Source organism: Flavobacterium sp. N502540, assembly GCF_025947365.1.
GTDB lineage: Bacteria > Bacteroidota > Bacteroidia > Flavobacteriales > Flavobacteriaceae > Flavobacterium.
On sequence record NZ_CP110012.1, the window covers coordinates 3,272,265 to 3,298,533 of the forward strand.

Consider the following 26,269-nt stretch of genomic DNA (forward strand, 5'->3'; position numbering starts at 1 on the left):
CTCAAAAATCATAAAAAATTATCGATTACGCAACAATTAAAGTAATTCTTTTTCCGAAAGTTGTTTTAAATATAACGATGCATAATAGCCTTCCTGATTTATTAATTGATTATGAGAGCCTTGTTGAATGATCTTCCCGTCTTCCAGAATGATTATTTTATCGGCATTTTTTGCCGATGACACCCTGTGACTCACTATTATTGTAGTTTTATCCTTACAAATTTCAAATAAATTGCTAAGAATCGTTTCCTCAGTTTCTGTGTCTACTGCCGACAAACAATCGTCGAAAAGTAAAATCGCCGGATTTTTAATAATGGCGCGCGCAATAGAGACACGCTGCTTTTGTCCGCCTGAGAGAGTGATTCCTCTTTCTCCTAATACAGTATCGTATTGTTTGTTAAAAGCGATAATATTATCATGAACTACCGCATTTTTGGCCGCTTCGATTACTTCTTCATCTGTAGCGTTCTGATTGCCGAATTTTATATTATTTTTAATAGTGTCCGAGAATAGAAAAGCGTCCTGTGGTACAATTCCAACATTATTACGCAAATCATATAGATTCAGACCACTAATTTCGTTCTGATCAATAGTGATTTTCCCTTTGGTTACATCATATAAACGGGAGATTAATGATAATATTGTGGACTTCCCGGAACCGGTTTTTCCTAAAATGGCCAGTGTCTCTCCTTTTTTGACAGTAAAAGTTACATTTTTAAGCGCTTCGATATTGGTGTCTTCATAGGTATAGCTTACATTTTCAAAAGAAATTGTGCCTTCGATATTGGAATGATTCTCGTTATTGTTTTTTATTTCAGGTTCGATTTTTAAAAATTCATTCAAACGTTTCTGAGAAGCTTCGGCCTCCTGTACCATTGATGAAACCCATCCCAATGAAGCTACCGGCCAGGTCAGCATATTTACATATAAAATAAACTCGGCAATCGTTCCAATATTCGGAATAGTTCCGTTGATGTACATGACACCTCCAAAATAAATGACTACAAGGTTACTGATTCCGATTAAAGCAATCATCAAAGGACCAAATAAGGATTGTACTTTGGCTAAATCTAAGCTCTTTTTTTTGCTTTCGTCAGCCAGAGCGACCATGTTGTTTTGATGCTGATTTTCCAGTGAGTTGGCTTTTATAACACGGATACCGGAAAAGATTTCCTGTGTAAAGCTGGAAACTTTAGATAAATATTGCTGAAAAGTGGTACTTCTTTTATTGATTTCTGAGCTTAGTTTGAAAATACAATAAGAAAGAATTGGTAAAGGTAAAATAGTATACAGTGTCAATAGTGGTGAGACATTGTACATATATATAATGACAATGGCAAAACGAATAAAAGTATTGATCGTATACATTACGGCAGGCCCCACATACATACGAACTTTTGAAACATCTTCGCTAATGCGGTTCATTAAATCTCCGGTGCGGTTTTGTTTGTAAAAATTTTGTGAGAGTCTTTCGTATTGTTTGAAAACCTCATTTTTTAAATCAAACTCGATATGACGCGACATTACAATCAAAGTTTGACGCATTAAGAAGGTTAAGAATCCTGCTACAATGGTAGTGGCTATGATTAACAGTACGTTATGGATTAATCCTTCGCGGTACGAATCAATGACGATTTGTGAAGATTGATCGGCTTTTGGCAGTTTGTCAAACTTTTCGATAGCGTTTAACGACTTGCTAATAAGCTTTGGAGTAAACAGAGAGAATATTTGTGCGATTATGGTGATTAAAATACCTAAAGAGAAACTATATTTATATTTGATGAAATATTTGTTTAAATAACTTAATTCTTTCATTTTTTTAAGAGATTCAATGTTAAAATGCTTTGATTTGATGAAATATTATGAATAAAAATTAATGCAATATATAATTTTATCAAAACAAAACGATTGTTAGATTGTTATTTTAAAGATAATAAATTAGCACATGTATATTTTTTATATAAATTTGAGAAGTCTTTTTGACATATTCATAATTTTAACAAAATAATATAGTAGCGCTATGGATGCAACTTTCGCAACTGGAAAAGAACTTCAGAAAATGGATCCTGTTTTTGGTCAATTGTCTTTTGACGATCACGAACAAATTGTATTTTGCAATGACAAAGATACAGGTTTAAAAGCAATTATTGGTATTCATAATTCGGTTATGGGGCCAGCTTTAGGAGGTACTAGAATGTGGAATTACAATACTGAATGGGAAGCATTAAACGATGTTTTGCGTCTTTCAAGAGGTATGACCTATAAATCAGCCATTACCGGATTGAATATCGGTGGAGGTAAAGCAGTAATTATTGGTGATGCTAAAACGCAAAAAACACCTGAATTAATGCGTAAGTTTGGTGAATTTGTTCACTCTTTAGGCGGTAGATATATTACAGCTGAGGATGTTGGAATGGAAACAAAAGACATGGACACTGTTAGAGACGTAACGCCTTATGTTACGGGTATCTCTGAAGAAAGAGGTGGTTCAGGAAATCCTTCTCCAATAACTGCTTACGGTGTTTATTTAGGAATGAAAGCTGCTGCTAAAAGTCAGTTTGGTACTGATGTTTTAGAAGGTAAAAAAGTTTTAGTTCAGGGAATTGGCCACGTAGGTGAGGCTTTGGTTGAGTATTTAACTAAAGAAGGAGCAATCGTTACAATTACTGATATCAATGAAGAGAAATTGTTTCAGGTAGCTTCAAAATACAATGCTTCAATCTATTCTGGTGAAGATTTGTATACAGCTGATGTTGATATTTATGCACCATGTGCAATGGGAGCAATCATCAATGATGCAACTGTAGATAAAATTAAAGCTAAAGTTATTGCCGGAGCAGCTAACAATCAGTTGGCTGATGAGAATGTTCACGGAGCAAGATTACAGGAAAGAGGGATTTTATATGCTCCGGATTTCTTAATCAACGCTGGTGGAATTATCAACGTATATGCTGAATTAGAGCATTACGGTAAAGCTGAAATCATGTCAAAAACCGAAAATATCTATAACACAACTTTAGAGATTATCGATTATGCTGTGAAAAACGGAATGACAACGCACAAAGCGGCTTTGACAATTGCTCAAAATCGTATCGATTTGAGAAAAATTGAAAACGCTGCTAAGAAGTAATTTTTAGTTTACGCACTTAAAATAAGTCTAAATCCCGGTGTTCAGTCGCAGTTTTCATATGAAACTAAGATTGAACACCGGGATTTTTTTTACAGTTTAAATAATACTGAGTACCACGACTGAGAACTGTGACTGAGAACTGCGACTTTTTTTATCGTTTTAATTTTATTATAAAGAGTTAAATACTTACTTTTGCAGACTAATTTTTAAATGTTCTTACAAGGTGGTAAATAGAAGACACATACGCGTTAAAGTAATGCAATCCATTTATGCAATGCATCAAAGCGGTTCTGATAATATGGAAAAAGAAGAGAAGTTTCTTTTTTACAGTATTGATAATATTCAGGATCTATATCTTATAATGCTTTCTTCATTGATTGAAATTTGCAAAAAAGAGTCCGTTTTTTTACATCTTTCAAGTAAAAAACATCTTGCAACCGCTGCAGAACGTAATCCGAATGAAAAATTCATTAAGAACAAAATTTTTCAACTCCTAGCCGAAAGCAATTCACTTAGTATTGCTTTAGAAAATCGTAAAATCAACAACTGGAACCTAAATGACGATTATATCATTTTACTTTTAAATGATATCAAGTCAAGTGCTTTGTATGCGAAATACATGAGTACTACAACCAATACTTTTGAAGAGGACAGACAATTTGTAATTGATTTGTTTGCTGAAGTAATTGTTCCAAATGAAAAATTGTATGAGTATTTAGAGGATGATAAATTAACCTGGGTGGATGATATTCCGGTTGTAAATACGCATATCATCAAACAGTTAAAAGCGATCAAAACAGAAGATCCGGACGATTTTAGAGTGCCTAGATTGTATAAAGACGTTGAGGATAAAGATTTTGCTAAAGATTTGTTCAGAAGAACAGTTTTAAACGAATCGGTTTTGGCAAAAGAATACGATGATAAAACACCAAACTGGGACAGCGAAAGGATTGCAGAAATTGATACTATTATTTTAAAAATGGCTATCTGCGAATTCTTAAAATTCCCTTCTATTCCGGTAAAAGTAACTCTTAACGAATATTTAGAAATTGCAAAAGAGTATTCTACACCAAAAAGTAGTATTTTTATCAACGGAATTTTAGATAATCTGGTTAAAGAGCTTACAGCGAATAAAAAGATGATTAAAGTGGGAAGAGGGTTGATGTAATTCGACTTGACTCTATAAATAAAATTCAAACTCCGGTTCATGTTATATCACTCTAAGTGAAATTCAGGAACCCAAAGCACGAATATTAATAACAAAAATAAAAACTGAATACTATGCAAGATTTAATGAAATTTGCGCCTTATTTACTAATGTTTGTCGTGTTGTATTTCTTTATGATCCGACCACAACAAAAAAGAGTAAAAAACGAAAAAGAATTTGAAAGCAGCCTAAAAGTAGGTGATAAAATAATTACTAAAAGTGGTTTTCATGGTAAAATTGTTGAGCTTGCTGACACTAGTGCAGTAATCGAAACAATGTCTGGAAAATTGAAAATTGAGCGTTCAGCAATTTCTATGGAAATGAGTGCTGCTTTGAATAAAAAAGCTTAATTTTTTTTCGCAGAAAAAATAAATTTCAAAATTGTAAATCCCAAATTCCAAAAGGAGTTTGGGATTTTTTTTAATTGTCATTTCAGTCGAAATGACAATTCTTTGTGTAAAGAAAAAACCTTTATCAAAGTTATAAACTTTGATAAAGGTTTTGTGTAGCTTGGAATTTGGAGCTTAAAAAAAATGAAATTTAAGCCTATCTGTATTTGTCATTCAATCCGATGTTTTCCAGTATCATCGGAATTACTTTTTCGATTCTCGAAAGTTTGGTTTTGTCTTGCTTGGCAGTTTCAATGTACTCCAGAAATTCATATTGCTTGTAAGGACTGAATTTTTGAAATGCCTCCGCGAGAGCGGGGTTCTGATCCAGTTCTTTCTGAAAAAGCTCAGAAACAATAGCTTCTTTCTTTGAAGGTTTGATGACTTTTCCTTGTTTTTCGTTCTCAATGGCTTCTGAGATGTAGGCTAAAACTTCTGCCTCGTTTACCTGATCTTTTGAAGTAAAACGCCATTGGCGGAGAGATTTTGTTTTATCTTCCTGAGCATTGATGAGTTTCTTTTTCTCATCTTTCAGGAAAACCCCGTTGAAGAACCAAATCGTAAAATACTCTTTGAAACCACCTATGCCGATAACGTTTTTTTTGTTGTATACATAAACGGGACCGCCCCATTTTACGGTTTCAACCAGTTCGGTTTTGTCAATAATAGCTTTTAGGAAAAGAAGTTCTTCTTCCCAATTGTTGACTTTATCCCAAACGTGTTTTTTATCGGACATACTTTTTGGTTTATTTTTTTCTTTTAGGTTTCTCGGGAACGTCAAAAATACCTGGAATTGCTGTTAATTCGGCAATCTTTACAATAACATCAGTCGCTTTTTGCATACTTTCGGCAGGAACATACTCGTATTTTCCGTGAAAGTTATGACCACCGGCAAATATATTCGGACAAGGAAGTCCCATGAAAGAAAGTTGCGACCCGTCCGTTCCACCGCGAATAGGCTTGATGATAGGTTTGATACCTAATTCTTTCATTGCTTTTTCGGCAATATCAACGATATGTTTAACAGGAAGTACTTTTTCTTTCATATTATAGTACTGGTCTTTTACTTCAGCAATTACAATATCTTCTCCGAATTTTTTCGCAAATTTCTTATTGATTTTTTTGGCAATTTTGGCAATTAAATCTTTGCGTTTTTCGAATTTTTTCTTGTTGTGATCACGAATAATCAATTCTAAAACAGTTTCTTCAATACTTCCGGTAAGATGATGTACATGGAAGAAACCTTCGTAGCCTTTCGTTTCCTGAGGAGTTTCTCCTTTTGGAAGTTCGTTGATGAAATCGTTGGCAATCAACATTGAATTGATCATTTTTCCTTTGGCGTAACCCGGGTGAACGCTCTTTCCTTTGAAAGTGATTTTTGCTCCGGCTGCATTGAAGTTTTCGTATTCTAATTCGCCAATTTGGCTTCCGTCCATAGTATAAGCCCAGGCTGCGTCGAATTTTTTTACATCAAAATGATGTGCACCACGGCCAATTTCTTCGTCAGGAGTAAAACCAATTCTAATTTTTCCGTGTTTAATTTCCGGATGCTGAATTAAGTATTCCATAGCGGAGACAATTTCGGTAATTCCTGCTTTGTCATCGGCTCCTAATAAGGTTGTTCCATCAGTTGTAATAATGGTTTGTCCTTTATATTGTAATAAATCTTTAAAATAGTTGGGTGATAAAACGATGTTTTTCTCGGCATTCAAAACGATATCCTTCCCGTCATAGTTCTCAACGATCTGAGGCTTTACATTTGCTCCGCTAAAATCAGGAGAAGTGTCAAAATGAGATACAAAACCAATAGTCGGAACTTCATGATCGACATTAGAAGGCAATGTGGCCATAATGTAAGCTTTGTCATCTATGGTAACATCTGATAAACCAATTGTCTTTAATTCTTCGACTAATTTATTGGCAAGATTCCATTGTTTTTCTGTACTTGGAGTTGTTTTTGAATTTGGATCTGACTCAGTGTCAATAGTTACATAACTAACAAAACGATCTATGATATGTTGCATTTTTTTATTTTATTTTTAGGCAAATATAAGTAAATAGTTAGGCGTTGTAAAGCTGTAGATTATGAAAACTATAAATTAGGCTGAAAAAAGTTTGTCCCACATTTTACTGATTTGTAGTAATTATAGAAAGATAAAATCCAATTTCACAAATTTAAATTGGTGAAATTGGATTTGTAAGCACTATGACAAAGATTTTAATTTGTGTTCGTAGGGACTAAAAAAATCTTATTGAACACATCTAAAACCAATATGATTGGCGGGTGATTTGTAATCTCCTTTTCCTCTGGTGCCTACCATATAACGGGTACAATACTGATCGGTACATAAAAAGGATCCGCCACGCTGTACTTTTTTGGGTAGTCCGGGTTCTGAAGGATCGTAAGAAGATTCAGGACCCTGAGGGTTTTTAACAACCTGATCCTTTTTGCTGGTTATTTTGTAATAGTCTGCAGTATACCAGTCATTGGTCCATTCCCACACATTTCCGCCAATATCATAAAGACCATAAGAATTAGGGGCAAATTTAGCGGTCGGTGCAATGCCAATATAGCCGTCTTCGCCGGTGTCTCCTTTTTCCAGAGGGAAGTGTCCCTGATAAATGTTGGCTTGAAATTTCCCTTTTGGTTTTAAGGTATTTCCCCAGGCATATAATTCCCCTGATTTTCCGCCACGGGCAGCAAATTCCCATTCAGCTTCTGTTGGTAGTCTTTTTCCGGCCCATTTGGCGTAAGCGGCGGCATCATCATAGGAAATTTGAACAACAGGGTAGTTGCCTTTTCCTTTTATTGAGCTTCCGGCTCCTTCCGGATGTCTCCAGTCAGCACCATGCACATAAGTCCACCATTGCATATAATTGTTTAAATCAACCTGGGCAGGGGTAGGAGTAAACACGGCCGATCCGGCAACGAGATTTTCCAAAGGAGCATCGGGATATTCCTCATGAGTGGGTTTTATCTCTGCTAAAGTAACATAACCTGTTGCTTTTACAAAAGTTTCAAATTGGTCGTTTGTAACTTCGGTTTTGTCCATGTAAAATCCATCCACATAAACGCGGTGTATTGGGGCGGCATCTTTGGTAACACCTTTTATACTGCACAAACTTTCGTCCTCAATATTACTTCCCATAGAGAATTCCCCACCCGGAATCCATACCATCCCTGCAGGAGTTTTACCGACAGGTTTGTTTTTATTTTCAATTGTTGGTTTGAACAATGCCTCTTCAGTTGTATTTGGAACCTCGTCACAATTCATCGCCGTTAACTTTTGTTTCGGTGCTATAAGTTTTGTATAGCCGTAAGTAATTGTAATAGCAGATAGGATTAGAATGGTAAAAATCCAATACTTTTTATTTTTCATGACGAATGTTTTTATCGAATAGTAGTTGCGGGTAAATTTAAGAATAAAGTTGATAAAGTATTCTTTTTAAGTTCTATTTATTTTGTAAAGTTAATAGTGTTTTATTGCTGTTTTGTTAAAGTATTGATATGGTTGTGGTTAGTTTTATGGTTGTGGTGTTTGAGGATTTTGTTTTCTGTTTCCAATGTTGTAATGCAATTATGAAAAAGAGTACTTTTGATTGCAGTAAAGATCATTTGAACAGAGAAATATAGGGGCAAAACCCGATGTAATTTGTTTTAGCAAAAAGAAGACGTTTTCAAAGTATTATAGTTAAATTTGCACCCGAAAAAACAACAACAACACACTACTATGTATAAATCGATAATTCGCCCGATACTTTTTGGGTTTGATCCTGAAGAAGTCCATTACTTTACTTTTTCATTTGTTAAATTCATTTCAAAAATCCCTGGAGTTTCATCAATTATCAGATCAGTATACGAAGTAAAAGACAGTCGCCTGGAACGTGAAGTTTTTGGAATTAAATTTAAAAACCCGGTAGGTTTAGCGGCAGGATTTGACAAAGATGCCAAACTGTATAAAGAATTATCGGATTTCGGATTCGGATTTATCGAAATTGGGACCGTAACTCCTGTTGGACAGGAAGGGAATCCTAAAAAACGTTTGTTTCGATTAAAAGAAGACCAGGCAATTGTAAACCGAATGGGATTCAACAATGGTGGGGTTCTGGAAGCTGTAGAGCGTTTGAAAAAGAATTCCGGAGTTTTGATTGGTGGTAATATCGGAAAGAACAAGGTGACTCCAAACGAAAATGCGGTAGACGATTATATTATTTGTTTTGATGCTTTGTTTGATCACGTAGATTATTTTGTAGTCAATGTAAGTTCGCCAAATACGCCAAATTTACGCGCATTACAAGACAAAGAACCTTTGACGGCTCTGTTGCAAACGCTTCAGAACAGAAATACAGAGAAACAAAAAACAAGCACGCAAAAGGTAAAACCAATTTTGTTAAAAATTGCTCCGGACCTTACAGACGAGCAGTTATTAGATATTATTGATATTGTAAAAACAACTCAGATTGCGGGTGTGATAGCTACCAATACGACGATTTCACGTGACGGATTGCAATCTGCCAATAAGATAGAAACAGGTGGATTGTCAGGAAAACCACTAACAAAACGTTCGACAGAGGTGATTCGTTTTCTTTCGGAAAAAAGCAACAAAGCTTTCCCGATTATTGGAGTAGGAGGAATTCATACTGCCGATGACGCGATCGAGAAATTGAATGCAGGAGCCAGCTTGGTACAATTGTATACCGGTTTTATTTATGAAGGACCGGCTTTGATCAAAGCAATTAATAAAAAGGTTTTAAAGCAATTGTAAAAGCAGTACCTGAACGATTAGTCCGGTAGCAATAGCACTTCCAAAACTGATCAGCGTACCAATTAAAACATATTCGGTTAGTTTTCGGTCTTTGGCTTCTTTTAAATCGCCAAATCTAAAAATAGATTTTGCGGCTAATAGGAAACCAATGGCCTCGAAATGTCCCGTTAGAATAAAACAGAAGACAAATAATCTTTCTAATATGCCAATATAGTTTCCGGCTTTGGAAAGTGAGTTTTCATTGTGGCTGGTTTGACTTTCAGGATTCCAGATCGATATAATGGTTCTAATCAGGACAGAAGTTGGTTTTGTGATGAATAAAACTCCTGTAGCTAAAATCCAAAATTGATTGTTGAGCCATAGAAAATGAACGGTTTTACCATTGTAGAGAAAAACAACGCCAATCAAAACTAAAAGGTGCAGTGCCTGATCTGCTATAAACCAACTGCGTTTTGTTTTGTTTTTCTGAAAATAGAGTTTGATCAGGTCGATAACGCCATGAGATACGGCAATTAGCAAAGCGTAAGGAAGGAATTGAATTTCTCCAACTAAAACGGCTGCTAAAATGCCATGTAAAAGAATATGAAGATACAAATAAATACTTTTGTGTTTTTTGGCTTCTTTATCGACTACCCAGGAGTTGGGTTGTGCTGTGAAATCGCCCAGTAAATGCGCTAAAAGTAGTTTTATGAATAAAATCATAGCGTTGTAAGTTGTTTTATTTGTGTTCTGAAATAGCGGTCTAAACTCAATATTAAATCAAACTGTGCCCGTTTTTGTCTTCGGCTTACGGCAGCTCTTTTGATTCCTAATTTAGGGGCTAATTCTTCTTGTGATAAGCTTGGATTTTCTATCGCAATTGCAACAAATTCCGCAGATTGAGCGGGCCAATTATCCATAAAAGTAAGAGCAAGCTGAAGCATTAAATTCATTTTTTCATCGATAGCGGGATCGCCGGTTCGCAAGGCTAAATTTACTTTTAGTTTCTTTAAAGTCTCAAAAAGTTCACCTGAGTGTATAAAGGCAGAACCATTGCTTTCAGAAACTTTCTCAGCATTGTGTGTTTTATCTCCAATACCAATACTCATTCGGGCATTAAGTTTTAAAGCTTTTAAATGTGCTTTAATGAGGATGGCTGCCAATAAAGCTTCTTCGGGATTTTTTATTTCAATTTGAAATTCGTCCCCTCTGTAAATTTCCCATTGAAGAGGCGTATCTCCAAAAGGAGCCAAGATTTCCTTTAAAGATTCTACCCAGTCTTTTGATTTTTGCTTTCTGGAATCGATTATATCCCCCGTAATTACACTAGTCATAGTTTCAAATATAAATAAAAAGAATAATAATAGTATTACAAATGTAGCTAATATTTTTTAATGTTACGTTTTTGTGTAACATTGCTAATTGTTACGTTTTTGTGTAACATATTAAAGTGTTACCATATCATGTAATACAATTAAAGAAAATTATAACTTTTATTTCTTTAAAAAAGAAACTAACTTAGCCTGCATAAAAGAGTAAGCTTTGAATAAAGAAATCAAGATTATCGAATGTCCACGTGATGCTATGCAAGGCATCAAAACTTTTATACCTACTAAAAATAAGGTTTCCTATATACAGTCTTTATTGAGAGTGGGGTTTGATACTATCGATTTTGGAAGTTTTGTGTCTCCAAAAGCAATTCCTCAAATGCAGGATACTGCCGAAGTTCTGGCTCAGCTTGATTTGTCGCAAACAACGAGCAAATTGTTAGCGATTATTGCCAATACACAAGGGGCAGCGCTAGCCGCAGCACATGAACCTATTCAATATTTGGGATTTCCTTTTTCGATATCTGAAAATTTTCAGATGCGAAACACACATAAAACAATCGCTGAATCTTTAATCACGCTAGAAGAAATTCTTGAAATCGCCGATCAGAAAAATAAAGAAGTAGTTACCTATCTTTCTATGGGGTTTGGAAATCCTTACGGTGATCCTTGGAATGTAGAGATCGTGGGTGAATGGACGGAAAAACTTGCGGGAATGGGAGTTAAAATATTATCGCTTTCGGATACCGTTGGTAGTTCTACACCGGAAGTAATCACATATCTTTTTTCCAATTTAATTCCGAAATACCCTCAAATTGAATTCGGAGCGCACCTGCATACCACGCCAAACAGTTGGTTTGAGAAAATAGAGGCAGCTTCGAATGCAGGCTGTACTCGTTTTGACGGTGCTATTCAGGGGTTTGGAGGCTGTCCGATGGCAACAGATAAGCTCACTGGTAATATGCCTACTGAAAAGTTGATTTCGTATTTTACATCCAATAAAAAAGTGACAGGTTTGAACTCTTTAAGTTTTGAGAGTGCTTACAATGAAGCATCAAAATTGTTTGGAAAATTTCATTAGAAAATAATTATATTTACTTATGAAAGTAAAATAATAACTAGTATCAAAGTATCGTTGTTAATCTTTAGATATGTAAAGCCATGAAACCAAATTTCATAAAGAGAATCTCTCAGATACTATTTTTATCTGTTCTATTTTCATCATGTTCCAGTGATCTGGATTTTGATCAGACTAAAGATTTTAAGCTGGAACCTGCTTTTGTAGCGAATTTGGCTTATTTTAATGTTCCGGCAACTTCCTTTGTCGATAACGGTACAGAACAGCAAATAGGATTTGATGTTCAGGAATTTGATGTTTTCAAAGAAAAATACTTCAACGATCATCTCGTTAAAGCCGAATTTAATTTTGAAATGGAGAATACTATAAACAGGGCTTTTACCCTGAATGTATTACTTCTGAATGATAATAATCAAATTCTTCAAACCATAACACTGGCAGTTCCTGCTTACTCAGGAGGAACAAATGTTATAAAATATCCTACCGAAGTATTCGAAAATCAACGATTAGATTTATTGAAACAGACCCGTAAACTTGGCTTTGTAGTGGTTATGGCGCCAGGTCCGCCTTTAAACGGAAGCAGTACAGGCAGTTTAAAATTACGCTCAAGTGCAACCGCTTATATGGTAATTCAATGAGAAAATTATACTTAGTTCTGATAGTCGTGTTTCAGCTTTCTTGTTTTGGTCAAAATAAAGAATTACTGTATAATTTTACCGCCATTCCGCAATCTTCCCTTGTGAATCCGGGAGCAGATGTTGCTTATAAATTCTATTTTGGAGTTCCTGTTTTATCCGGAATTTCAGCAAATTTAGGATCAAGCAGCTTTTCGGCCTATGATTTATTTGCGAATAACGGGGTGAATTTCAATGATAAAATCCGAAACGTGATTAATAAGTCATCCAGTAGAGATAAAACGCAGATCAATCAGCAGCTGGAACTGTTTTCAGGTGGTTTCAGAGTGGGAGGAAAAGACAGTCAGTCGTATCTTTCGTTTGGTGCTTATCAGGAATTTGATTTTTTAATGTACGTTCCGAAGGATCCCGCTATATTGGCATTAGATGGAAATAAAGATTACATTGGAAAGTCATTCAACTTGTCCGACTTAAATTTAAGAGCCGAAATACTCTCTGTATTTCATGTCGGATTTCATAAAAAAGTAAGTGAGAAACTGGTTCTGGGAGGTCGCGCCAAAATCTATTCGAGCGGAGCAAATGCAACATCAACCCGAAATTCAGGATATATTTATACCGGCCAGGCTGCGGGAACTCCTAATTTATATACCCAAACGATTTCGTCTAATTTAGAAATAAAGACTTCTGGTATTGCCGCATTTACAAAAGACGAGTACGAAGGGAGTATTCCAAGTGATATCGCACACAACACTTTTTTTAACGGAAGTTTAGGTTTAGGACTTGATGCGGGTTTCACTTATTATTTTAAAGATAATCTTCAGCTTACCGCAAGTATTGTTGATCTGGGTTTTGTGAGACAGTCTAAAGATATCGAAACCTTAACCTATAAAGGAACGTATCACTATGAGGGTGTGAATCCGAATTTTGATAATTCAAATGAACCGAAGAATATCTTTGATGATTTTGATAAAGCCATACCACGCGATACACTTTATAACAAATACACCACCCTCAGACCAACAAAACTTTATTCTTCCCTTCAGTATTCCTTTGGCGAATCACGTTCTGATGAAGATTGTAATTGCCATGGTAAAGTCACCCGAAAATATGTCAACGGTGTAGGAGGACAGCTGTTTGCAATGTCTATGCCTGTAGAACCTTTTGTGGCGTTAACCGCTTTTTACAGACGCAGTATTTTCGAAAAATTAGATGTAAAAGCTACTTATACAGTTGATTCTTATTCAAGTAAAAATATTGGTTTAGGACTTGCAGGTACACTCGGAAAACTGAATATGTATGTTCTGGTCAATAACCTCTTAGAATTAAAAGATGTTTCAAAAGCCAACAGTATGGCATTTCAGTTCGGATTTAATTTTGTATTTAATGATAATCCGGAAGAATAATGTTTTTAAAAAATCCAAATTTCAAGTTTCAGGTTTCAAGTTTCAGGTTTCAGGTTCTAACAATTGGAATTTATTATACTGTTCATTTGTAAGATTAATTCCTTAACTATAAATTTAAGAATAACTTAGCATCCAAGTTATCAATTTTTTTACTATATTTGCACGCAATTCAACTAGAAATTGCACCATGATAGCACACAACTCCAAGATTATCGGCGAAGGTTTAACTTACGACGATGTATTATTAGTACCTAACTACTCGAATGTGCTTCCCCGCGAAGTGAGTATTAAATCAAAGTTTTCACGAAATATAACGCTAAATGTTCCAATAGTATCAGCTGCTATGGATACCGTTACTGAAAGTTCTATGGCAATTGCTATGGCTCAGGAAGGCGGAATTGGTGTTTTGCATAAAAACATGACGATCGAGCAGCAAGCTGCGAAAGTTAGAAGAGTAAAACGTGCAGAGTCCGGAATGATTATCGACCCGGTAACTTTACCTACAAATTCAACTATTGCAGATGCTAAAAATGCAATGAAAGAATTCGGAATTGGTGGTATTCCAATCGTTGACGAGAATAAAATACTTAAAGGAATCGTTACCAACCGTGATTTACGTTTTGAGAAAAACGGAGCAAGACCAATCGCTGAGGTAATGACCAGTACAAACTTAGTGACTGTTGCTGAAGGAACTTCATTAGAGCAGGCTGAAGTAGTTTTACAAGGACATAAAATCGAAAAATTACCGGTGGTAAATGCTAATAATGAATTAGTAGGTTTAATCACTTTTAGAGATATCACAAAACTGACTCAAAAACCAATCGCTAACAAAGATGTTTACGGACGTTTGAGAGTTGCAGCGGCAATTGGAGTAACCGGAGATGCTGTTCAAAGAGCGGAAGCTTTAGTGGCTGCGGGTGTTGATGCAATTATCATCGATACTGCCCACGGACATACTGAAGGTGTCGTAAATGTGTTAAAAGAAGTAAAATCAAAATTCCCACAAATAGATGTAGTAGTTGGAAACATTGCTACTCCCGAAGCGGCTAAATATTTAGTAGAAAGCGGTGCTGACGGTGTAAAAGTGGGTATCGGACCTGGTTCTATCTGTACAACCCGTATCGTTGCCGGTGTTGGTTTTCCTCAATTCTCAGCAGTTCTTGAAGTAGCTGCGGCTATCAAAGGAAGCGGTGTTCCGGTAATTGCCGATGGTGGAATTCGTTACACAGGAGATATTCCTAAAGCGATCGCTGCAGGAGCTGATTGTGTAATGTTAGGTTCATTACTGGCAGGAACAAAAGAATCTCCGGGAGAAACAATTATCTTCGAAGGAAGAAAATTCAAATCGTATCGCGGAATGGGGTCTGTTGAAGCTATGCAAGGTGGGTCTAAAGACCGTTACTTCCAGGATGTTGAAGACGACGTTAAAAAATTAGTTCCGGAAGGAATTGTAGGGCGTGTTCCTTATAAAGGAGAATTAAACGAAAGTATGCTTCAGTTCATTGGTGGTCTTCGCGCCGGAATGGGATACTGTGGTTCAAAAGATATTCCAACTTTACAAGAGTCAGGACGTTTTGTTAGAATTACTTCAAGCGGAATCACTGAAAGTCACCCGCATAACGTAACCATTACAAAAGAAGCTCCAAATTATTCAAGATAATTTTTAGTTTTCAATATAAAAATAAAAGGCATAAGATTTAGTTTCTTATGCCTTTTCTTATTTTAATTACTCGATCTTTAAACCAATCCTGCTATTTAAAATGTCTTCCGTTGTGTTGTCAGAGTGTAGTAAAATTTCCATTTTGGAAGTTTCACGCTGTGCTTCTAAAGCGTAGCCAAACATTTTTTGTTCATAGTCATCAATAGCATCCTGAAGGGTGATAAATTTTCCGTTGGTTAAATTTTCGGTTAAATGATAAGCATCAAATAATCCCATATTGACACCTTCACCGGCAAAGGGAGGCATTAAATGAGCTGCATCTCCAACAAGTGTAATGTTGGAGTGCTTTTTCCAGGAATCTTCTAATGAGAACAAACGTAAAGGCAATCCGGAAAAATCAGTTGCAGTATTAAAGAATTTTTTATAATCATCGCTCCAGTTTTTAAAGGTTTCATTCAAAAAAGCTCTTACTGCGGTGAGGTCTTCAAAATCAATTCCATTGTTTGAAATCCAATTTTCATCTGCTTTGAAAGAAACTCCAAAATGTACCGAACCATCACGTAATGTGTGAGTGTAGAACATTTTGTGTTCGCCCATAGCCATTACATTTCCATCACCATATTTAGGTTTGAATTCCGGATAATCACGATCCGGATCGGCAATTTCTCCTTGAATAATATAGGTTCCTGAAAGTTGAGGTTCCAGATCGGTTACAAATTTTCGGGCATTCGATCTTCCGCCGTTAGCTACAATTACAAAATCAGCGGTCGTGGTGGTACCATTCTTGAATTCTAAATGATATTGCGCTCCGGTTTTCTTTATATGGGTTAAATGACTGTCCCAAACTACTGTATTTTCGTTTAGATTCTCCAGCATGATTTTTCGTAAATCATTGCGGTCGATTTCAGGTCTTGAATAGGCATTTTCTTCAGTAGGCATTTCACTCGAAGTAATGTTACCGTGCATGTCGGCCATTTTTTCGCCGGTTGGACGTGCATACTGATAGAATTCGTCCATTAAATCCGCTTTTTCAATTGCTTTTTGGCCTGAATCGGAGTGAATGTCCAATGTCCCGCCCGAAGTTCTGGCTTGAGCGTTTAAATCTCTTTCGTACACCGTTACGTCGGCGCCATTAATTTGTAAAATTCTCGCTGTGGTTAAGCCAACAGGGCCGCCACCAATAATGGTGATCTTTTTGTTTTTTATTAGGGAATTATTCATGTCTTGTTGAATTAGGCAACAAATATATAAATAATAAATGAACGTTTATTCATTTATATGTTAAATAGTTTCAAAGGTTAAAAGGTTAAAAGGTGCAAAGGTACAGAGGCTCAGTGGGGCGTAAATTTTATAAAAAAAAATCAGTCAGAACCTTTTAAGAGATGGTTTTGACTGATTGTAATGATGTTGATTTTTTATAAAATAGAGTTAAGGCGTAGCAGTTGGTTCGGCTTCTCTTAGTTTTTGATTTTCTAGGATCTCCTGTATAAAGGACAGGGTTTGGGGTTTTATTTCTGATTCTGATAGATCCAGTGCTTTAGGATTTTTTACTAATGCATACCAGGGTTTTGGTGCGTCAAAAGGATAATTTCCAAAAACAATGACCGGAGTTCCTTTTACTTTTATGTTTTCGCGGTCTTTTAAGATCCATTCATCAGCCCATTTATAAAGATCTTTGGCGTCGTTTTCCTGTAATCACAAACAGGAATGTGATGCTGGATATCCCGGTAAATCATACTGGTGGAAACCGACTCCTAATTTATTTTCGATATTAAAATTCCATTTTAAGTCCCATTCGTCATTGAAGGTACTGGTTGTTTTTTCGGCTTTCCAATTGGTAAAGAATAATCCGGTTGGGGTAGGATCTTTTTTTCGCCCCATATTAGTTGGGCCTGCGTATATTAATTCTCCATTTTCATAAGCAGCAAACGCCTGTGAAGGGTAAGAAAAAAGAATCACTTTCGAAACTTCTTCTAAAGCGGCCACATGCGTGGGAAACGGAAGGTAATAGACCAAATCACCTGTAAAATCAGTAGGAATAATAACCGAGTCCATTTTGACGAAGTTCTTTTGATCTGTTCGGTTTATGGCATAGGCAATGCGAAGTTTACTGCTATCGGAGGCATTGGTTTTAAGCCATTCTTTGGTGTTTTCAAAATGATAGGAGACCGATTTCGGTTTTTTATACTCGATCTTTTTTTTGGGTTTCACTTTGTCCTTCGTTTCGGTTGTTGCATTCTTTTTACAAGAACTTATTAAAACCAAAACGATCAGTAGTAAAATACTTGAGGGGTATCGTAACTTTCTCATAATTGTATTTTTTATACTAGTAAAGTTATTTGATTACTAGTCAAATCGTTTATACAATTACCTGAATAGTTTGCTGGATTTTCATTTTACTTCTGCTCAATTAATTTCAAAGTATATTCAAAAGGCGTATCCTTATTTTGTACAAAATCATCAATGGTTTGTTTGACTTCATGATCGGGAATTACACCTCTGCCAAAAATCTGATTTGGTTTTTTAGGGGCATCCTGTTCGAGGTTAACGATCGAGAATTGGGTTTTAATTTTAGTATTCGGAAGTTCGTATTGAACGGGTGTGTGTCCGTTATGGCCATAATAACCTCCCATTGTCTCTTCTCCAATAATTATAGCGTTGGTATGGCCTGCGACTAAAGAAGCAAAGAGTGATCCTGCAGAGGCTATTCTGGGGCTTATTAATAGATAAATCTGCCCTTTAAAGCTGTTTTTATCGGGCTGTAACAAACGATTGAATTTAGGATCTTGCAGGTACTGTTGCCCTTTCGGTTCAGGGTATTCTTCTTTAAGTTCAGCTTCAAATTCATGGAGTTCTTCAATCTTTTTTTGTGGTTCAGTTTCTTGATAGACAAAATACTGAGGGTAGGGAACCTTTTGGAAATTAATAAATGCCGATGTGTTTTCCCGATACGGTTTTTGTGTCAGATAAGAAAAAGCGACAAGGTCGTTAGGATCGCTTCCACCGCCATTACTACGAACGTCTACAATTAAGTTTTTAATTTCGGGATGAAGCGAGAGAAACTGAAAGCAGCTGTCCAGATATTTTTTATAGACTAAATGCTCTTTGTCCTCTGCATTCATGCCAATTGCAAAAGTAGGTATAGAAAGTAATGCCGTTTTAGGAGTTGCGAGTTTGAAAGTGTATTTGTTTTTAATTTCTCCATAATACAAACTATCAATAGGTAGAGAATGTCGGTTTTTAAAGTTTTCTTTTCTTGTCTCGTTTGAAACAGCAAGAACTTTTTTGGATTGTTTTTGAGTTTGATCAGGAAGCGAATATTCGACCAAAAAATGATCTTTCGGACCGTATTCCAGTTCGAAATACCTTCCAAATGAAGCGCTGATTCCGATTGATTTCCCAGAAAGATTATAACCGTCCGTCGTGTAATATTTATAGAAACCAGAGATTATTTTCTCGGTTTTAATGCCGTTGATTTTATGAATTTGAGATCCAATTGGAATTTCTGAATTCTTAAAATTGACAATTATTTTATTACCAAGTAGTTTTACAGGATACGGAAAGAAAACTTTTCCTGATGTATATTTTTTTTGAAATTCATCAGGAAGAGAGGTGTTATTGTGTACGCTGCCTTCAAAATCAGTGATTTTGAGGACTATTTTGTAAAAATCCAGTAGCGATTTAGGATTTTTTAATTCTGAAAACGCCCACGAATAAATACTGTCTATTTGTTTCTTTGTACGGTACTTATAAACTCCTGAATTGGCTTTTTCTCTAATCTCTTTAAAGGTGGATAAGTCCTGTTTTAGTTTTGCAGCAGGCCATTTTTCATTTTGTGAAAAGAGCAGGCAAGGAAAAAACAGAATAAGAAAAATTTTAAAATAATGCATTTGATCAATTTTATTTTGTTAAATATATTAAAATAAATCTTACAACAAATTTTTTATTTTGGCATGCTGTAATAATAAAATCGTTTTTGCATCTGTGATTTCGCCGGATTCAATCATGGCATAAGCTTCGTCAAAAGTATATTCCAGAACCTCTATGTTTTCTTGTTCAGCGTCTAGTCCGCCGCCATCGTTTACTTTCATGGTCTCGTCATATTCTCCCACAAAAAGGTATAAAATTTCGGTTACTGATCCCGGTGACATATAGGTTTCGATAACTTTTTCTACTTTCTGCAGACGATATCCGGTTTCTTCTTCAGTTTCGCGAATAATAGCCTGCTCCGGATGATCCTGATCTAAAAGTCCGGCACAGACTTCAATCAGCATTCCGGTTTTATTTCCGTTTAGATAGGTAGGTAAACGAAATTGTCGGGTTAGAATAACGGTTTTTTTAGAGGTATTGTACAATAAAATGGCAGCTCCATTTCCGCGGTCATATACTTCACGGATATGAGATTCTATTTTACCGTCTTTCATTTCGTAATCAAAAGTTACTTTGTTTAGGAGGTACCAATTGTCTGATAATAACTGAGTTTCGGTAACTTTAATTTTTGGATTTTTCATCATAAGAAATGTTTGGTATAAAAAAAACGCTCTGATTATCAGAGCGTTTAGAGGTGTTATTTTGTTATTGTTTGCTTTCTGTCTGGTCCAACCGATACAATTTTGATCGGTACTCCAACTTCTGCTTCAATAAACTCAATATATTCTTTTAGCTCAACCGGTAATTGATCGTAAGTCGTCATTCCTGTTAAATCAGCTTGCCATCCTTTAAACTCTTTATAAACAGGAGTTACGTTTTCAGGCTCGATGTTGTAAGGAAAGTGAGAGATGTTTTCGCCTTTATAGTTGTATGCAGTACAAACTTTTAAAGTTTCAAATCCGGAAAGTACGTCACCTTTCATCATCATTAACTGAGTAACTCCATTTACCTGAACGGCATATTTTAAAGCTACTAAATCTAACCATCCACAACGTCTTTGTCTTCCTGTAACAGATCCAAATTCGTTTCCAACTTTTGCCATTGTTGCACCTACTTCGTCAAAAAGTTCAGTAGGGAATGGTCCGCTACCTACACGTGTAACGTAAGCTTTGAAAATTCCGTATACTTCTTTGATTTTGTTTGGAGCAATTCCTAAACCGGTACAAGCTCCGGCAGCTGTAGTGTTTGAAGAAGTTACAAATGGATAAGTTCCAAAATCAACATCTAATAAAGAACCCTGAGCTCCTTCACATAAGATTGATTTACCTGCTTTTTGAGCCTGGTACATGTATTCTTCACTGTCAATGAAATCTAGTTTTTTTAATTCTTCAATAGCTTCAAAAAACTCTTTTTCAAGTTCAGCCAAATTGTATTGAATCGCTACGTCATAAAAAGCAATCATAGCTTCATGTTTGTCAGCCAATGCTCTGTAACGCTCTTTAAAGTCTTCTAATTCGATGTCTCCAACACGCAATCCGTTTCTTCCGGTTTTGTCCATGTAAGTTGGTCCAATTCCTTTAAGAGTAGATCCGATTTTTGCTTTCCCTTTTGATGCTTCAGATGCAGCGTCTAATAAACGGTGAGTTGGTAAAATTAAATGAGCTTTTCTTGAAATGATCAGTTTGCTTTTGATATCAAGGTTAAATTTCTCTAAACCTTCGATTTCTTTTTGAAAAACCACCGGGTCTATTACAACACCATTACCAATGATGTTTACTGATTTTTTATGAAAAATTCCGGAAGGAATGGTTCTAAGTACGTGTTTAATTCCGTCAAATTCTAATGTATGTCCTGCGTTTGGTCCTCCTTGAAAACGTGCAATAATATCATAATTTGAGGTAAGTACATCTACAATTTTTCCTTTACCTTCATCTCCCCATTGTAATCCTAGTAATAAATCTACGGTCATTCTCTTTTTAATTTGCGTTGAGGCAATCCGTATTGCCCCACTGATTAATGTAGTTAATTTTCTTTTTTATATTTTCTGAATAAGACCTTTCGGAATTATTGTTTTTGCTTTTTGTTTCCGTAGAAATACAACGAATGATTTGTAATTTCAATATCAAATATTTCTTCGATTGTTTTTTTGATGGTCTGAATTCTTGGATCGCAAAATTCAATTACCTCACCAGAATCCGTCATGATAATGTGATCATGCTGTTTATCAAAATATGATTTTTCGTAGTAAGCCTGATTTTGTCCAAATTGATGTTTTCTAACCAAAGCGCAGTCTAACAAAAGCTCAATCGTGTTGTACAATGTAGCTCTACTCACACGATAGTTCTTGTTTTTCATTTTGATGTATAGGTTTTCTATGTCAAAATGTTCTTCGCTATCGTAAATTTCCTGAAGTATAGCATAACGCTCAGGAGTTTTGCGATGCCCTTTTTGCTCAAGATACAGTGTAAAAACATTTTTTACAATTTCTTGATTTCTAGTGTTGTCAGTTGAAATGAGTGTCATATCCGGCAAAGATAATTTTTTATTTTTAATGAATAAAAGTTTCGGGTTTAAAGTTTAGTTATAAAACCCTTATAGATAGGTTAAAAAAGTTATGCGTTGTGAGTTTTAGGTTTTAGGTTTCAAGTTTCAAGTTCTGGATATTAAACTCCGAGAGTCCGAAACCTGAAACTTGAAACAACAAACCGTAAACAATTAAATCATTCCTAAGTTCTGTACTCTCTTGTTACTTTATCAACTCCGTCGATTTTTTTAATGGCATTGATCATTTTCTTCAAAATGGTGTTGTTTTGAACGATGACAGCAATTTGTCCGTGAAAAATTCCGGCATCAGTGCTTAACGAAATGCTCTGAATGTTTACACTCATGTTGTTTGAAATGACTCTGGTCAATTGATTGGTAAGTCCTAAAACGTCCATTCCTGTTATGTTGATGATGGCTTTGAATTCTTCCTGAGAAGAGTCAATCCATTTGGCACTCATGATACGGTAAGCATAATTAGACTGCATGCCAATCGCATTCGGACAGTCTTTTTTGTGAACTTTGATTCCTTCATTGATGGTTACAAATCCAAAAACATCATCTCCCGGAATCGGGTTACAGCATGGGGAGAGTTTATAATCGAGTTTGTCATGTTCCGTTCCAAAAACCAGCATGTCGTAGTTGCTGCTGATGATTGGTTTGTGAATGTCTTCTGAAGCAGTGTTGTCTTTGTTTCGCTTAATTTTATTTTTGAAGAAATTGATAAACGTATTGCTTTTTTGCGCCGCATAATCTTTTAATTGTTGATTTTCGATCGCACCAATACCCACTCTGTAAAATAAATCTAAACTGGTTTTAAGTTTGAAAAAGTTAACCAATTCATTGATAACTTGTTCGTTAATGGTGATTTTAAGATGTTTTAATTTTCGGGTAAGGAGCTCTTTTCCTTCTTCGGCGATTTTTTTGGTGTTCTCGTTCAGAACATTTTTAATTTTGGTTTTTGCACGCGAAGTTGTTACGTATTCCAACCAGTTTATAGTTGGTTTTTGATTGGCAGAGGTTATAACTTCAACCTGATCGCCACTTTTTAATTCGTGATTTAAAGGCACTAATCGTCCATTGACGCGTGTTCCTCGGGTTTTAATTCCAATTTCAGAGTGTATGCTGAAAGCAAAATCAAGCGATGTGGCTCCTTTTGGCAGTGATTTGATTTCTCCTTTTGGTGTAAAGACAAAGATTTCTTTGGAATACAAATTCATTTTGAAATCTTCAACAAAATCTACTGCATTGGTTTCCTGATTTTCCAGTGCTTCACGAAGTAAATTCAGCCATACGTCCAGACCGCTTTCTTCGGTTGCACCATTTTTGTATTTGTAATGTGCGGCATATCCTTTTTCGGCAATTTCATCCATACGTTCGCTTCGAACCTGAACTTCAACCCAACGGCCTTTTGGTCCCATAACCGTAATGTGCAGGGCTTCGTAACCGGTTGATTTTGGAGAGGAAATCCAGTCACGCAAACGACTCGGGCTCGGTCTGTAATGATCTGTAACGATGGAATAGATTTTCCAGGCTACGAATTTTTCATCATGCTGATCTGATTTGTAAACAATTCTTAAGGCGAATTTATCGTACACTTCGTCAAAACTTACATTTTGAGCACGCATTTTTCGACGAATGGAGTAAATAGATTTTGGACGTCCTTTAATGACATAATCGACACCTTCACTGTCTAAAGATTTCTTTAAAACATCTGAAATGTCTTTGATATAAGCATCCTGTTCTTCTTTTGTCTCTCTGATTTTGCTTACAATGTCGTTGTATACATTTGGTTCTGTGTATTTAAGTCCTAAATCTTCCAGTTTGGTTTTGATATTGTACAATCCCAAACGGTGGGCAAGAGGGGCATAAATATAAAGTGTTTCTGAGGCGATTTTAGTTTGTTTGTATTCCGCCATCGAATCCATAGTTTGCATATTGTGCAAACGATCGGCCAGTTTGATCAGAATAACACGAACGTCATCGTTCAGTGTCAGGATCATTTTTCGGAAATTTTCGGCCTGCATGGAGGCATTCAGATCTCTCTGAACCAATGATATTTTGGTTAAACCTTCTACCAATTGTGCAACTTTCGGATTGAACAAACGCTCTATATCTTCTACTGTCAGAGGAGTATCTTCAACAACATCATGCAAAAGGGCCGCAGCGATAGAGGTCGCTCCCAAACCAATTTCGGAGGCAACAATTTTCGCAACTGCAATAGGATGAAAGATATACGCTTCTCCGGATTTACGTCTTTGTTCTTTATGCGCATCAACTGCAACATCAAATGCTTTACGGATAAGTTTTTTGTCGGTTGGACTTAAAGTCTGGTAACTGATTCGAAGTAACTCTTTATACTCTTGTGCAATTGCTTTATTTTCTTTTTCAATATCTATTTCTATCATAACGGCATAGTTCAAGTACTAAAAATAAGAATAAGTTTGAATATACGCAAGGGAATGGAGGGTTGATTTCAGATTTTAGATTTTAGATTTTAGAGGGGAGATTTTGGTCTGCGAAATCGAGCGGAGCAGGTGTTTTTTAGGGTAAAAAGGACTTCGACTCCGCTCAGTCTGACATCGACTCCGCTCAGTCTGACATCGAACAGAATGTATTAATTGTTAAAAGAATAAATGTAAATATTTTAATTTTTCAGTAAAGTTATTTCACAAACGCCTAAATTTCAATCTAAGAATCTAAGAATCTAAGAATCTAAAAATCTAAGAGTTATTCTTTCGAAAAATCCAAATCCTGAAAATCGTAACTAAAGTCAGTTAATTCAGAAATTGGAAGCATTTTTAAGTTAAGGACTTTGCCACTTTCGTCGTATTTGAAAAGCAGATGTGCATCGGCATGAAAGAAAGCATTGTTCCATTTCACGACGTAATTTCCGTCTTTATAGAAAAATACCTCACCAGCCAGTTGCGGAGAGCGTTTGGAAGCAAAATATACTTTTCCTTTTTTCTCGGTAATGGTTATTTCGCCAAACCAGTTGTCTTTGTAAGTTCCGATAATTTTAGAAAAGTCAGTTTTTAGTTTGTCTTTTTTGTTTTTAGCAACAGTTGCCCAAACTTCATCGGTTACTTTATCGGCCGATGCTTCGCTGTCTTTCATTCGGCTGCTGTAAATCGTTACATAGTCATCTGATTTAATACCCAGGTAACTGTCTTTTATCGTATTGGTAATGGCACTAAAAGCTGCTCCCGATTGCTGATTGGTTAAAACAATAATCCCTAATCCTAATTCCGGAATCAAAGTGGTTTGAGTTACATTTCCTTCCAGTCCTCCTGTATGTGAAACCTGCTTGTATCCTTTTACATCACTCAGGAACCAGCCTAAACCATAACCGGAGAAATGAGTGTTATACGGCGGTTTTGTTTTTGTTGGAATGATGGTTTGTAATTGCCACATTTCATTGTGTTCTTTTTCTGAAAACAGTGGTTTGTTATCGCCATATTTTCCGTTGTTGAGTTGTAGTAGAACCCATTTGCTCAAATCGTTTACACTGGAATAAATTCCGGCTGCTCCATCAAAAAGCGGGTTTTCATAACGTTTTATGGTTTTGAGCTTTCCGTCAACCGGAACATGAGGTGTGATAACATTTGTGGTGTCTTTTAAACGTTTCACTGAAGCTACACTATTGCTCATTTCCAAAGGTTTCATGATGCGTTCTTCTACAAATTCCGCCCAGGTTTTACCGCTTACTACATGTACAATTTCACCTGCAACGATATAGAGCAGGTTGTCATAATCGTATTTGGTTCTAAAATCAGAAACAGGTTTTAAATACCTTAGATTATGAACAATATCCTGTGCTTTAAAATCACTTCCATCGGGCCAGATCATCAAATCACCGGCTCCAAGTCCAAGTCCGCTTCTGTGGGTTAACAGGTCACGAATTGTGAATTCGCGGGTTACATAATCGTCGTACATTTTAAAATCAGGAAGGTATTTTACCACTCTGTCGTCCCATTTTATTTTACCTTCGTCCACCAGCATTGCAAGTGCTCCTGAGGTAAAAGCTTTACTGTTGGAAGCAATCCCGAACAGCGTATTGGCATCTACTTTTTGCTGTGTTGCAATTGATTTTACACCATAACCTTTTGCCAAAACTACTTTTCCGTCTTTTACAATGGCAACAGCAATTCCGGGCACATCAAATGCTTTTAGGGTGCGGTTGACCAGATCATCTACTTCCGGATTGGTTATTTGTGCTGAAATAGTAAAGCTAAATAAGAAGGCTAAAAGTGATAATTTGTAGTTCATGACGGTATGTTTTG

At 36.0% G+C, this 26,269-nt stretch carries 22 protein-coding genes; 8 read left to right on the forward strand and 14 right to left on the reverse strand.

Annotation, left to right across the window (positions count from 1 at the left end; translation table 11 throughout):
• Nucleotides 1-36 precede the first annotated feature (36 nt).
• Nucleotides 37-1,815, reverse strand: coding sequence for an ABC transporter ATP-binding protein (locus OLM58_RS13810; protein WP_264529374.1), 1,779 nt, complete (start codon nucleotides 1,813-1,815; stop codon nucleotides 37-39).
• Between the two features lie 205 nt (nucleotides 1,816-2,020).
• Between OLM58_RS13810 and OLM58_RS13815 the strand changes: the two genes are divergently transcribed.
• The 3 genes from OLM58_RS13815 (at nucleotide 2,021) to yajC (ending at nucleotide 4,687) form a co-directional block, all read left to right on the forward strand.
• Entirely contained in the window at nucleotides 2,021-3,130 is a 1,110-nt protein-coding gene (locus tag OLM58_RS13815) for a Glu/Leu/Phe/Val family dehydrogenase (protein WP_319802345.1), read from the forward strand.
• A 256-nt stretch (nucleotides 3,131-3,386) separates the two neighbouring features.
• The gene (gene nusB / locus OLM58_RS13820; protein WP_264529375.1) at nucleotides 3,387-4,298 is read left to right on the forward strand and encodes a transcription antitermination factor NusB; all 912 of its coding nucleotides are present in this window, start codon (nucleotides 3,387-3,389) and stop codon (nucleotides 4,296-4,298) included.
• 113 nt (nucleotides 4,299-4,411) lie between these two features.
• Complete coding sequence (gene yajC, locus OLM58_RS13825; protein ID WP_202704413.1) at nucleotides 4,412-4,687, forward strand: preprotein translocase subunit YajC; 276 nt, start codon at nucleotides 4,412-4,414, stop codon at nucleotides 4,685-4,687.
• 196 nt (nucleotides 4,688-4,883) lie between these two features.
• Here yajC and OLM58_RS13830 read toward each other — a convergent pair whose 3' ends face one another.
• From OLM58_RS13830 to OLM58_RS13840, 3 genes are all read right to left on the reverse strand, one after another.
• Nucleotides 4,884-5,462, reverse strand: coding sequence for a YdeI/OmpD-associated family protein (locus OLM58_RS13830; RefSeq protein WP_264529376.1), 579 nt, complete (start codon nucleotides 5,460-5,462; stop codon nucleotides 4,884-4,886).
• Nucleotides 5,463-5,472: 10 nt separating this feature from the next.
• On the reverse strand, nucleotides 5,473-6,750 hold the full coding sequence (gene pepT / locus OLM58_RS13835) for a peptidase T (protein WP_264529377.1): 1,278 nt from the start codon (nucleotides 6,748-6,750) through the stop codon (nucleotides 5,473-5,475).
• A 225-nt stretch (nucleotides 6,751-6,975) separates the two neighbouring features.
• Nucleotides 6,976-8,106, reverse strand: coding sequence for a formylglycine-generating enzyme family protein (locus tag OLM58_RS13840; RefSeq protein WP_264529378.1), 1,131 nt, complete (start codon nucleotides 8,104-8,106; stop codon nucleotides 6,976-6,978).
• Nucleotides 8,107-8,457: 351 nt separating this feature from the next.
• Between OLM58_RS13840 and OLM58_RS13845 the strand changes: the two genes are divergently transcribed.
• Complete coding sequence (locus tag OLM58_RS13845; RefSeq protein ID WP_264529379.1) at nucleotides 8,458-9,492, forward strand: quinone-dependent dihydroorotate dehydrogenase; 1,035 nt, start codon at nucleotides 8,458-8,460, stop codon at nucleotides 9,490-9,492.
• On the opposite strand, the gene OLM58_RS13850 is transcribed toward OLM58_RS13845, so the two are convergent.
• Nucleotides 9,478-10,194: a DUF3307 domain-containing protein gene (locus OLM58_RS13850; protein WP_264529380.1), complete on the reverse strand. Its 717-nt coding sequence runs from the start codon at nucleotides 10,192-10,194 to the stop codon at nucleotides 9,478-9,480. The two genes, OLM58_RS13845 and OLM58_RS13850, sit on opposite strands and share 15 nt — an antisense overlap.
• The gene (locus tag OLM58_RS13855; protein WP_264529381.1) at nucleotides 10,191-10,805 is read right to left on the reverse strand and encodes a SatD family protein; all 615 of its coding nucleotides are present in this window, start codon (nucleotides 10,803-10,805) and stop codon (nucleotides 10,191-10,193) included. Before OLM58_RS13855 ends, OLM58_RS13850 begins: the two co-directional genes overlap by 4 nt.
• Before the next feature lie 208 nt (nucleotides 10,806-11,013).
• Here OLM58_RS13855 and OLM58_RS13860 point away from each other — a divergent pair, with 208 nt between their 5' ends.
• The 4 genes from OLM58_RS13860 (at nucleotide 11,014) to guaB (ending at nucleotide 15,575) form a co-directional block, all read left to right on the forward strand.
• Nucleotides 11,014-11,880 (forward strand): hydroxymethylglutaryl-CoA lyase, encoded by an 867-nt coding sequence (locus OLM58_RS13860; protein ID WP_017495408.1) that lies wholly within the window; start codon nucleotides 11,014-11,016, stop codon nucleotides 11,878-11,880.
• Between the two features lie 80 nt (nucleotides 11,881-11,960).
• On the forward strand, nucleotides 11,961-12,515 hold the full coding sequence (locus OLM58_RS13865) for a hypothetical protein (RefSeq protein ID WP_264529382.1): 555 nt from the start codon (nucleotides 11,961-11,963) through the stop codon (nucleotides 12,513-12,515).
• Nucleotides 12,512-13,915 carry a DUF5723 family protein gene (locus OLM58_RS13870; protein WP_264529383.1) on the forward strand — a complete coding sequence of 468 codons (1,404 nt, stop codon included), beginning with the start codon at nucleotides 12,512-12,514 and terminating at the stop codon, nucleotides 13,913-13,915. Before OLM58_RS13865 ends, OLM58_RS13870 begins: the two co-directional genes overlap by 4 nt.
• 187 nt (nucleotides 13,916-14,102) lie before the next feature.
• On the forward strand, nucleotides 14,103-15,575 hold the full coding sequence (gene guaB, locus OLM58_RS13875; RefSeq protein ID WP_264529384.1) for an IMP dehydrogenase: 1,473 nt from the start codon (nucleotides 14,103-14,105) through the stop codon (nucleotides 15,573-15,575).
• A 66-nt stretch (nucleotides 15,576-15,641) separates the two neighbouring features.
• Here guaB and OLM58_RS13880 read toward each other — a convergent pair whose 3' ends face one another.
• The 8 genes from OLM58_RS13880 to OLM58_RS13915 form a co-directional block, all read right to left on the reverse strand.
• On the reverse strand, nucleotides 15,642-16,796 hold the full coding sequence (locus tag OLM58_RS13880; RefSeq protein ID WP_264529385.1) for an FAD-dependent oxidoreductase: 1,155 nt from the start codon (nucleotides 16,794-16,796) through the stop codon (nucleotides 15,642-15,644).
• Between the two features lie 474 nt (nucleotides 16,797-17,270).
• A complete protein-coding gene (locus OLM58_RS13885; protein WP_319802346.1) occupies nucleotides 17,271-17,885 on the reverse strand; it encodes a L,D-transpeptidase in 615 nt (204 codons plus the stop codon).
• 86 nt (nucleotides 17,886-17,971) lie between these two features.
• A complete protein-coding gene (locus OLM58_RS13890; RefSeq protein ID WP_264529386.1) occupies nucleotides 17,972-19,465 on the reverse strand; it encodes a S41 family peptidase in 1,494 nt (497 codons plus the stop codon).
• A gap of 39 nt (nucleotides 19,466-19,504) precedes the next feature.
• Nucleotides 19,505-20,086 carry an NUDIX domain-containing protein gene (locus tag OLM58_RS13895; RefSeq protein WP_264532442.1) on the reverse strand — a complete coding sequence of 194 codons (582 nt, stop codon included), beginning with the start codon at nucleotides 20,084-20,086 and terminating at the stop codon, nucleotides 19,505-19,507.
• A gap of 56 nt (nucleotides 20,087-20,142) precedes the next feature.
• A complete protein-coding gene (locus OLM58_RS13900) occupies nucleotides 20,143-21,414 on the reverse strand; it encodes an adenylosuccinate synthase (RefSeq protein WP_017495398.1) in 1,272 nt (423 codons plus the stop codon).
• Between the two features lie 95 nt (nucleotides 21,415-21,509).
• Entirely contained in the window at nucleotides 21,510-21,968 is a 459-nt protein-coding gene (locus tag OLM58_RS13905; protein ID WP_017495397.1) for a Fur family transcriptional regulator, read from the reverse strand.
• A 203-nt stretch (nucleotides 21,969-22,171) separates the two neighbouring features.
• The gene (locus OLM58_RS13910; protein ID WP_264529387.1) at nucleotides 22,172-24,394 is read right to left on the reverse strand and encodes a RelA/SpoT family protein; all 2,223 of its coding nucleotides are present in this window, start codon (nucleotides 24,392-24,394) and stop codon (nucleotides 22,172-22,174) included.
• 322 nt (nucleotides 24,395-24,716) lie between these two features.
• Nucleotides 24,717-26,255, reverse strand: coding sequence for a serine hydrolase (locus OLM58_RS13915; protein WP_264529388.1), 1,539 nt, complete (start codon nucleotides 26,253-26,255; stop codon nucleotides 24,717-24,719).
• Between the last annotated feature and the right edge of the window lie 14 nt (nucleotides 26,256-26,269).